Raw genomic sequence first — 10,149 nt, 5'->3', positions numbered from 1 at the left:
ATGAGGAGGACGCGGATGACCCGCGACGCGACGCGAACACGGCGCGAAAGCCTGAACGAACAAGCGACCCGACGGAAACTGACATGGCGACTTCCCACCAGAGAATGAACAAGATGACGATGCGACACGGAGCTGGCCACTGCTTGCCACGCCCGTGGCGACGGGCATGCGACGGTGGATCAAGGCGGCCCGTGCAGCATGGCGAAAGACAGCGAGTATCCGTCATTGCTGCGTTGAGGAACGATACTCCATGCTGCAGCGCAAAAAATCTCCTGACAGTCCATCGTCAGTGAGGACAGTGCTTTGTCCGCCGGAGTAGGATACAGGAGATGATGAAGCCGCTGCGGCTCATCCGCCATGGTCTGCGTCGCGCTGATGCTATCGATGGCCCCGGTGACTTTCTTCGGCGATTGCCGAAGTGCCCTGTATAAGGCCCCCTGTGCAAGGCAGTGCCCTGTACAAGGAGGCGTCCTATGCAAGGCAGCGCCCTGCGCCAAAAGACGCACCTTTTTCAGACGCAAGGGTGCAGAAATGAAATGACCATTTTATAACAACAAGATAGCGAGTCATGACATGCAAGCTCTGGATGATATCCCGACGCCGAACGGCACACTGACGCTAAAATTGATCGCCCAACGCCAGGACACCAATCTCTATGGCGACATCAGCGGCGGCTGGCTGATGCACCGCATGGACGAGGCCTGTGAGCTGGCCGCCGGGCGCGTCGCCCACGGACGCACTGCCACCGTGGCCGTCGAAGGCCTCGATTTCCTGTCGCCGGTGCGTATCGGCTCGGTGGTCAATATCTTCACTCAGGTGGCCGAGGTCGGGCGCAGTTCGATCAGGCTCGCCGTCGAGGTCTGGATCCGCCCGCCGCAGGAGCGCAATCAACACGCGCTGACCAAGGTGACCGAAGCCTGCTACGTGATGGTGGCACTCGATGACAATGGCCGCATCCGCGCCGTACCGGAGCAGGCCAGCACCGCCATCATCGAGGAGCAGGACTGATCCTGAGCAGGACTGAGCCAGGCGCCTCGCCTCTCTTCCTGTCAGCCACACGCCAAGAAAAAGCCGCCCTCTGGGGCGGCTTTTTCGTCAACAATCAGTCACGCGCTCAGACAGTCAGGCAGGCAGTCGGAAAGAGACTCGCTCAGGCTTCGCCCAGCACCCGACCACGCGCATCCAGATAAGCCTGCTCACCGATACGCGACCAGGGCGCGACCTGCTGCTGGAAGGCGCGGTAGGACTCATAGACGCGCCTGGCGTCCTCATCCTTGGCAATGAACTCGTCCAGCACCTCGTTGGAGGCATCGAACAGCGCCGCATAGACGTCCTGGGGGAATTCACGCAGCTCCACACCGTGCTCCTCGACCAGCGAGGTCAGCGCAGTGGCGTTGCGCAGCGCGAATTCATCCACCATGGCGTGATTGGCGATTCTGGCCGCCTGGATCACCACCTGCTGCAGGTCTTCCGGCAATGCCTGCCAGGCCTCGAGATTGACGGTGCCTTCGAGGATGGCGGAAGGCTCGTTCCAGGCCGGCGAGTAGTAATACTTGGCCACCTGATGCAGGCCGAAGGCCAGATCATTGTAGGGGCCGACCCAGTCGGTGGCATCGATCACGCCGGTTTCCATCGCGGTGAAGATCTCGCTGCCCGGCAGATTGACCGCGCTGGCGCCGATGCGATTCATCACTTCGCCCGCCAGCCCCGGCAGGCGGATCTTCAGGCCCTTCATGTCCTCGAGACTGTTCACTTCCTTGTTGAACCAGCCGGCCATCTGGGTGCCGGTGTTGCCCACCGCCAGCGGCTTGAGGTTGTGGCGCGAGTAGATCTCGTCCCACAGCTTCATGCCATCGCCATGATACAGCCAGGCGTTGGTCTCGGTGGTGTTCATGCCGAAGGGCACCGCAGTGAAGAACTGGGCCGCGGGCACCTTGCCCTTCCAGTAGTAAGAGGCCGAGTGGCCCATCTGGGCGGTACCGGAGGACACGGCATCGAAGACTTCCAGCGCCGGTACCATCTCGCCGGCGCCATAGACCTTGACCTGCAGGCGACCACCAGAGAGCTGACCGATCAGGCTGGCGAATTCATTGGCACCGGTGCCCAGTGCCGGGAAGTTCTTCGGCCAGGAGGTGACCATCTTCCAGTGGATGGTCTCGCCCTCGGCGGCATTGGCGGTGGACACGAAAGGCGCGGCGGCGAGACCGGCAGCACCGGCCCCCAGAGCAGAGAGAAAACGGCGGCGTTGCATGGGACTTTCCTTGTTCGAGTTGTGGGCAATGCATGACGCGGCATCAAGACAGCATGTCTGCCACTATGCCGCGACCCATGGATGGCCCACAACTGCACCAAGGCCGTAATGGCGAACGAATACCGCGCCCCCTGCCCCGCGCTACACCTCTTGCCAGCGCCTGCAGTCAGCGCCTCATGGCTGCGTCTGCCATCAATGCAGGATCAGCTCAGCACTTCCAGCTTGGCAAAGCCCAGCACCAGCCACTTGTCGCCTTCGCCCTCGAAGCTGATCTGCACGCGCGCGCGCTCGCCCTGGCCTTCGGCATTGATGACCACGCCTTCCCCGAACAGCGGATGCCGCACCAGGCTGCCGAGCGAGAGTGCCGGCATGTCGCCATTGGCCTCGACACTCTCCTGACGCGGACCGGAAGGACGGCGATTCGGCGTGGCGCGCTGGGTCGAGACCGGACGCGAGACCTGGCCACGCAGACGCACCTCTTCCATCAGCTCTTCCGGCAATTCACGCAGGAAGCGCGACGGCCGCTGGAAGGTCTCCTTGCCGTGCATGCGACGCAGCTCGGCGTAGGTCAGGTAGAGGCGCTGCATGGCGCGGGTGACACCGACGTAGCACAGGCGACGCTCTTCCTCGAGACGCCCCGGCTCTTCCAGCGACATCTTGTGCGGGAACAGCCCCTCCTCGACCCCGGCGACGAATACCACCGGGAATTCGAGCCCCTTGGCGGAGTGCAGCGTCATCATCTGCACGCATTCCTCGCCTTCGGCGGCTTCGTGATCGCCGGCATCCAGCGCGGCTTCGGCGAGGAAGGGCTCCAGCGCCTCGGCCCCTTCGCTGGGGGCTTCCGGGTCCATGCGCTCGCCCTGACTGAAGGCGCGGCAGGCGTTGACCAGCTCCGAGAGGTTCTCGAGGCGCGCCTGGCCCTTCTCGCCCTTCTCGGCGGCGTGATGCTCACGCAGGCCGGAGACATGGATGACGTGCTCGACCAGCTCATGCAGCGCCATGCCGGCGGTGTCGTTGTCGAGGCCATCGATGATGTCGGCGAAGGCACGCACTGCGGTGGCGGCGCGTCCCTTGAGGGCGCCATCGGAGACCGCATCGCTCATCGCCTGCCACATGGTCAGGTTGCCGTAGCGTGCGCGCTCGCGCAGCTGCTCGACGGTACGCATGCCGATGCCACGCGCCGGCACGTTGATCACGCGCTCCAGGGCGGCATCGTCCTCGCGGTTGTTCATCAGACGCAGATAGGCAAGCGCGTTCTTGATCTCGAGACGCTCGTAGAAGCGCTGGCCGCCATAGATGCGATACGGCATGCCCTGGCGGATCAGCGTCTCCTCCAGCACGCGTGACTGGGCATTGGAGCGATACAGGATCGCGATCTCGTCGCGGCTGTAGCCATGCTCATTGACCAGTTCACGGATGGTATCGGCGATATAGCGCGACTCGTCGATGTCATTGAAGCCGGCGTAGACACGTATGCGCTCGCCGCGACCGCTGTCGGTCCACAGCTCCTTGCCCATGCGCCCGCCGTTGTGGCTGATCAGGGCGTTGGCGGCCTCCAGAATGGCGCTGGAGGAGCGGTAGTTCTGCTCCAGACGCACCACGCGGGTGTTGGCGAACTCCTCGGTGAAGCGCTGGATGTTCTCGACCCGCGCGCCACGCCAGCCGTAGATGGACTGGTCATCATCGCCGACCACGGTCATGCACTCGCGATCACCGGCCAGCAGCTTCAGCCAGGCGTACTGCAGGGTGTTGGTATCCTGGAACTCGTCGACCAGCAGGTGGGCGAAGCGCTCGCGGTAATGCGCCAGCAGGTGCGGCGTATCGCGCAGCAGCTCCAGCGAGCGCAGCAGCAGCTCACCGAAATCGACCAGGCCGCCGCGTTCACAGGCGAGCTGATAGAGCTCATACATCTCGACCATCTTGCCCATGTAGGCATCGCCATGGGTCTGCACCTGATGGGCGCGCAGACCTTCCTCCTTGCAGCCGGCGATGAAGTACTGGACCTGCTTGGGCGGCCAGCGCTCGTCATCGACGTTGTGCTCCTTGAGCAGCCGCTTGACCATGCGCAGCTGGTCATCGCTGTCGATGATCTGGAAGTGCTCGGGCAGGCGCGCCTCCTGCCAGTGGGTGCGCAGCAGACGGTGACTGATGGAGTGGAAGGTGCCGACCCACATGTGGCGCAGGCTGCTGCCATTGAGCGCCTCGAGACGCGTGCGCATCTCCCGCGAGGCCTTGTTGGTGAAGGTCACCGACAGGATGGCGTAGGGCGAGAACTGGTATTGGTCCATCAACCAGGCGATGCGGTGAACCAGCACGCGGGTCTTGCCGGAACCGGCCCCCGCCAGTACCAGCATGTTGCCCGGCGGCGCGGACACGGCCTCACGCTGATGCGTGTTGAGGTGATCGAGGAGGGGCGATTCGGACATGCAGGGCTCACCACAGGGCAGAGGAGTCGAGGAGCGGAGCAGCGTGAGATTCGCTGCCCCTGTTCAGGCATCCACCTTATCACAGCGGCCTGCCCTGCTCTTCCCCGCGCCGGCCTTCCTTGCACATACGTACCTTGCACTTGCCTTCAAGACAGATGATGCCCGGGCGGTGCTCAGTGGGTATCGAAGTCGTGGTCGTCGATGCGCAGGGTGGCGAGGCTCTTCTTGACCGCCTCCAGCTGCTCCTTGAGCTTGGGTCCGCGCGCCTTGGCGACTCCGACCGCCAGCGTATCGACGATCACCAGGTGCGCGATACGCGAGCTCATCGGGGTGTAGATCTCGGTGTCTTCGTGCACATCGATGTGCAGCGGCAGCGTGACTTCATCCGCCAGTGGCGAGCCACTCGGACACAGCCCGATGACGGTCGCGCCGGCGTCCCGCGCCAGACGCACGCTGGCGATCAGCGCCTTGGTGCGGCCGGTCTGGGAGATGGCCACCACCACATCGCGCGGCCCCAGCGTCACCGCTGACATGTTCTGCATGTGCGGGTCGGTGTAGGCGGCGGTGGAGATCTGCAGGCGGAAGAACTTGTGCTGGGCATCGTGAGCCACGGCGCCCGAGGCACCATAGCCGTAGAACTCGACCCGGCTGGCGGAGGCCAGCGAGTGGATGGCGCGCGCGACGGCTTCGGCATCCAGGCGGTCACGCACCGACAGCAGGGTGCCGATGGTGGAATCGAACAGCGAGTGCGAGAACTCGGCCACGCTGTCGGAGTCATTCATGGAGAACTGGGCGAACTGGGTGCCGGTGGCGAGGCGTTGCGCCAGCTGCAGCTTGAAATCCTGGAAGCCGGCAAAGCCCATTGCCCGACAGAAACGCACGACCGTCGGCTCACTGACCGATGACTCGCTGGCCAGATCGACGATCCGCATGTGAATCACTTCCTCCGGATGGCGAAGGACATAGCGTGCGACCTTTTGTTCAGAGCGGCGGAAATTCTCCATCCGGCTCCTCAGGTCGTCGAAGATGGCATGGCTCACGGCACACTCCTTGCAGACTTCATGGGCATGCCTGAGCTTACGTCATCCCCCCAGGGGTGTCGCCTGCACAGGCAGGCGATAGTCACAATTTTGTCAAGTGAGCTATAGTAAAACGGTGTGGCGCCAGTGAAAGCCCACATCCTTTGGATGCCATGGAGGTCGAATCATGCGTAATTCAGAGCAGGTAGATACGCTCAAGAAAGAGCTTCTCGATATTTTCATGACTCTCGGTGCCGACGAACATCAGGCCCGCAAGAAACAAAGCGCAGTCCGCCATCTCCGCGCCCGTCGTGGAATAGAATTGCACAACGAAATCAAGCGCCTAAGCGAGGATTTAAGCGACATCGAAGTGCTGGAAATGGATACTGAAAGCGATATCGACACCCACTGATTCCAGGCGGGGAGGCGATACGCTCCCCGCCGATCAGTGATGTTTTCACGCTCTGATCCGCCAGGGTTCGGGCTCCATGCGACACCTTCCACCATCTCTTTCGAGCATGGTCGTACCCCCCTCTGGCGCAATTTCAGCATCATCCCCCCTGACTGAAGTGCCTTCTGCGCTGTCATGCCCGGTGTCCTGCTCATCAATCCCGAAATATTCGTTTTTTCTCACCTCATTTTCCGCCCCACCGCTCTTCTTCTGTTTGTCACATTTCTCCTCTATCGCGTGCCGCCATCATCCTTGATGCACCATTTCAGTGCGTATCCGCCGCCATGCGCCTCTCAATACCTGAAACCAGGCTCACGCCTGATGGCGACTTTCCCTCTCGGAAAGGATGAATCTTCTACGTCAAACGCATGACAGACGACGGCCACGCAGCGCAGCGCTACCCAGCCATGACGCCTGCCAGGCAAGCACGCGACCGGGTTGAGATTCTCCAGGCTCAGAAACAGGAAAGGCCCACCGGATGGCGGGCCTTTCGCATTGCCTGCCATGACAGGCCTGAGGCATGTCATGGCAAGTGTTTCACGAGATCTCTCTATATCTCTCGAGATCTCACTAGACCTACAGGCTGGACGCGAACACCACGACCACACCGATCGGGGCGATATAGCGCGCCACGAAGCTCCACAGCGAGAAGGCCGAGTCGCTCATGTTGAGCTGGCTGCGCACCTCGTCACGGCCCATGAACCAGCCGACGAAGACGATGGTCGCCAGACCGGTCAGCGGCAGCATCAGCTTGCTGGTCGCGTAGTCGAGCAGGTCGAAGATGGTCATGCCTTCGAACTTGGCGAACATACCCAGCGGCGCCACGTCACTCCACAGGTTGAAGGACAGGATGGTGGCGATGCCCAGCAGCCAGGTGGCGATACCCGCGACCCAGGCCGAGCCGACGCGCGACATCGGCGTCTTCTCTTCCAGCCATTCGACGATGGGCTCCAGCAGCGAGATGCCTGAGGTCCAGGCCGCGAATACCAGCAGCACGAAGAACACCACGCCGAAGACTTCACCGCCCGGCATGTGGCCGAAGGCCAGCGGCAGGGTCTGGAAGATCAGGCCCGGGCCCGCGGCGGCGTCGAGGCCGTTGGAGAACACCACCGGGAAGATGGCCAGACCGGCCAGCAGGGCGATGACGGTATCCAGCACCACCACGACCAGCGCGGTACGCCCGATGTTGACGTCATCGGACAGGTAGGAGCCGTAGGCCATCATGATGCCCATGCCCAGTGACAGGGTGAAGAAGGCATGCCCCATGGCCGCCAGCACGCCATCCTTGTCGAGCTTGGAGAAGTCCGGCGTCAGCAGCCAGGCGGCGGCATCAGCGAAGCCATCGGTGGTGGCAGCGTAGCCGACCAGCACGATCAACATCACCGCCAGCAGCGGCATCAGGATCTTGGCGGCACGCTCCAGGCCACCGGCGACCCCGCCGGCCACGACCAGGATCACCATCAGCATGAAGGCACTGTGCCAGGCCAGCAGTGTGGTCGGGTCCCCCAGCAGACCGCCGAACAGGCTACCGGCCGTGTCAGAGGTCAGGGTTTCGAAACTGCCGCTGGCCGCGTCGGCGATGAAGGCCAGCGCCCAGCCACCGATGACGCTGTAGAAGGACAGGATCAGGTAGGCGCCGAGCACGCCGGCCACCCCGATCAAGACCCAGGCGGGACTGCGTTTGAGCCGGGCACTGATGTGGCTCATGGTCGAGATGGGGTTCTTCTGCCCCAGGCGACCCAGCAGCCATTCCGACATCAGGATCGGCAGACCGATCAGCAGTATGCAGATCAGATAGACGAGGACGAAGGCACCGCCGCCGCTCTCACCTGTCATGTAGGGGAATTTCCAGATATTGCCCAGACCGACGGAAGAACCGACGGCAGCCAGGGTAAAGGCCAGGCGAGAAGACCACTGTGCGTGGGAATGCGGTTTGGATGACATGTGAATCCCTGATTCGTCGCGAGGGTGCCAGTCGCTGGTAGCGACTTCGGGCACCTTGTTGTGCTTGTTGCATCATGCTGCCAATGCGGACGGATCATCCGTGGCCAACACGATGGCGTCGCAGGATCACTGCTGTGGTGCTCCCGGCATTCACGCTGACCGGGTAGGTCGTGGGGAATGACAGGCAAGTGCCGATAGGCACGCCGGAACGGGCAGACTGCCCATCTCCGGTAAATATCGCCGCGGTAACGGCAACATGTGGCTAAAGCTACTCGATTGAGGGGCCATCTGCCAGCAAGCCACCATCAGACCATGGCCTCACAGGAGAAACCTCACGGCCAGGTGGAGCGTCAGAACAGGCTGCCCTGCCCCTCTCCCGGAAAGGCCCCGATCAAGGGGCGGTCCAGTTTCGCCAGCACCTGATTGGCCAGCAGGCGTGCCAGCGCGGGCGCTGCCTTGTTGTCCGGTGTATGTACAAAGAGAAACGGGCTTTTCCCCTGACTTATCCACAAGAAAAGTCGCTCTACCCAGGGAGCGAACAGTGCCCGGTTGGTGGCTTCATCGTAATGACCGATGAAGCGCACCACGGGATGTTGTCCGCTGGAGAACACATGCAATGGGCGGTGAGGCTTTTCCGCGCGCGCCACCGCAAGGCCCGGATGCGCGGTGGTGGGGCCACTGAAGAGTGGACGCACATCCAGCATCACGCGATCGACTGCGTGAGTTATCAACAAGCGATTCAACTGTCGTTCCGCCTCGCCCTTGGCGAAGAATACCGGGTCGCGGGGCTCCACCGACCAGGCAAGCCCTGCTCCCTTCACCGACTGCAGAAATTGCTCGAGGCGTGGCAGGACTTCCGCCCCGAGGTCACGCGGCAGCTGAATCATGATCGGACCGAGGCGGTCCTTTATCGGCGCCAGGCAATCGAGAAACTCCGCCAGCTCCTGCTCGATGCCCTGCAGGCGCAATTCATGAGTCAGTCGGCCCGGCAACTTGAAGCAGAAACGAAAATTGGCCGGCGCCTGACGTGCCCAGCTGGCGATGGCAGCAGACGTGGGTTGGGCATAGAAACTGGTATTGCCCTCGACGCTATCGAAGACCCGGGCGTAATCCGCCAGATGTTCCCGCGGGCCGCTGCCCGGCAGCAGGCTGCCGCGCCAGTCGTCATTGGCCCACATCGCGAGCCCGAGATGAAGATGCCCCGCCGAGTGCGAGGCATCCGACGGTGCGGAGGCTGCATGAAAATGGTGCATGAAGAGGCCAGAACTAGAGGAATATAAGGGTCAAAGAGCCAATAAGCCGAAGAATATCGTCTGCCAGAGCGACGTAAGCACAATAAAAACTGTCATCACGGCGTGCTATGGTCCGCATCCTGCATGACACGTCAGCAAGCGGTCCACCCACCGCCCTGACTCCGCTTCCAGCCAGCCACAAGCCGCGCCGGAAGACACTCTTGTTGACTGCCCATACCCCGGAGCCTGTCATGACTGCTTTCCAACGACTCATTCTGCGCGCCAGCGGCAGCCGCTCTCGCGCGGCAAATGCCATCACCCTGCGCAGCCTGATCACGCTCATCGAGGGCTGCCTGCTGGTGGCGCTTGGCGTACGCCTGCTGCAGGCCGGTGGCCTGCTGGTCAGTGGCACTGCCGGCATGTCGTTGCTGGGTGCCGACCTGACAGCACTGAGCTTCGGCAGCCTGTTCTTCCTGATCAACCTGCCCTTCTACGGCCTGGCCTGGAAACAGCTGGGGCTGAATTTCACCCTGCGCACGCTGGGCTGCGTCAGCCTGCTCTCCGTGCTGTCCGATGTGCTGGCGGTCAGCTTGCCGCTGGGTGCCGTCAGCCTGCCGGTCGCGGCGATAGCCGCAGGCCTGTTGATCGGCCTGGGCATCACGCTGCTGTTTCGCGAGAACGCCTCGCTGGGCGGCCTGAACATTCTGGCACTGCATCTGGAGCGACGCTTCGGCATCCATGCCGGTCGCACCACCTTCGCCTTCGACCTGCTGCTGATCGCGATCGCCGCGCTGGTCTACCCCTGGCCACAGGTCATCTGTTCGGC

The 10,149-nt window shown here is 62.6% G+C and carries 8 protein-coding genes; 3 read left to right on the top strand and 5 right to left on the bottom strand.

All coding sequences use genetic code 11. From position 1 onward, the window contains the following. Nucleotides 1-573: 573 nt before the first annotated feature. Nucleotides 574-1,008, top strand: a complete 435-nt coding sequence (locus AC4FAH_RS00570; RefSeq protein ID WP_054556356.1) for an acyl-CoA thioesterase — start codon at nt 574-576, stop codon at nt 1,006-1,008. Between the two features lie 142 nt (nt 1,009-1,150). Here AC4FAH_RS00570 and AC4FAH_RS00565 read toward each other — a convergent pair whose 3' ends face one another. From AC4FAH_RS00565 to hexR, 3 genes are all read right to left on the bottom strand, one after another. Further along, a complete protein-coding gene (locus AC4FAH_RS00565; protein ID WP_043331733.1) occupies nt 1,151-2,251 on the bottom strand; it encodes a TRAP transporter substrate-binding protein in 1,101 nt (366 codons plus the stop codon). A gap of 203 nt (nt 2,252-2,454) precedes the next feature. Then, nucleotides 2,455-4,677 (bottom strand): DNA helicase II, encoded by a 2,223-nt coding sequence (gene uvrD, locus AC4FAH_RS00560; protein ID WP_043331731.1) that lies wholly within the window; start codon nt 4,675-4,677, stop codon nt 2,455-2,457. Nucleotides 4,678-4,850: 173 nt separating this feature from the next. Continuing rightward, nucleotides 4,851-5,717: a transcriptional regulator HexR gene (gene hexR / locus AC4FAH_RS00555; protein ID WP_043331730.1), complete on the bottom strand. Its 867-nt coding sequence runs from the start codon at nt 5,715-5,717 to the stop codon at nt 4,851-4,853. Nucleotides 5,718-5,883: 166 nt separating this feature from the next. Between hexR and AC4FAH_RS00550 the strand changes: the two genes are divergently transcribed. Further along, complete coding sequence (locus AC4FAH_RS00550) at nt 5,884-6,108, top strand: PA3496 family putative envelope integrity protein (protein WP_043331728.1); 225 nt, start codon at nt 5,884-5,886, stop codon at nt 6,106-6,108. A gap of 615 nt (nt 6,109-6,723) precedes the next feature. Here the strand turns inward: AC4FAH_RS00550 and AC4FAH_RS00545 are convergent. Both AC4FAH_RS00545 and AC4FAH_RS00540 read right to left on the bottom strand, forming a co-directional pair. Further along, entirely contained in the window at nt 6,724-8,091 is a 1,368-nt protein-coding gene (locus tag AC4FAH_RS00545; protein ID WP_043331727.1) for a sodium-dependent transporter, read from the bottom strand. 350 nt (nt 8,092-8,441) lie between these two features. Beyond that, nucleotides 8,442-9,344, bottom strand: a complete 903-nt coding sequence (locus AC4FAH_RS00540; RefSeq protein WP_153636721.1) for a DUF72 domain-containing protein — start codon at nt 9,342-9,344, stop codon at nt 8,442-8,444. Between the two features lie 230 nt (nt 9,345-9,574). Between AC4FAH_RS00540 and AC4FAH_RS00535 the strand changes: the two genes are divergently transcribed. Continuing rightward, a partial coding sequence (locus AC4FAH_RS00535) for a DUF6198 family protein (RefSeq protein WP_490245541.1) occupies nt 9,575-10,149 on the top strand: 575 nt, incomplete at its 3' end.

Source organism: Cobetia sp., from assembly GCF_983723665.1.
This window is presented reverse-complemented; position numbering and strand designations above follow the sequence as displayed.

Bases quoted from the DNA above. Each gene is read 5' to 3' on its own strand.
- AC4FAH_RS00570 (WP_054556356.1), top strand. From the start codon at position 574: ATGCAAGCTCTGGATGATATCCCGACGCCGAACGGCACACTGACGCTA.
- AC4FAH_RS00565 (WP_043331733.1), bottom strand. From the start codon at position 2,251: ATGCAACGCCGCCGTTTTCTCTCTGCTCTGGGGGCCGGTGCTGCCGGT.
- uvrD (WP_043331731.1), bottom strand. From the start codon at position 4,677: ATGTCCGAATCGCCCCTCCTCGATCACCTCAACACGCATCAGCGTGAG.
- AC4FAH_RS00550 (WP_043331728.1), top strand. From the start codon at position 5,884: ATGCGTAATTCAGAGCAGGTAGATACGCTCAAGAAAGAGCTTCTCGAT.
- AC4FAH_RS00545 (WP_043331727.1), bottom strand. From the start codon at position 8,091: ATGTCATCCAAACCGCATTCCCACGCACAGTGGTCTTCTCGCCTGGCC.
- AC4FAH_RS00540 (WP_153636721.1), bottom strand. From the start codon at position 9,344: ATGCACCATTTTCATGCAGCCTCCGCACCGTCGGATGCCTCGCACTCG.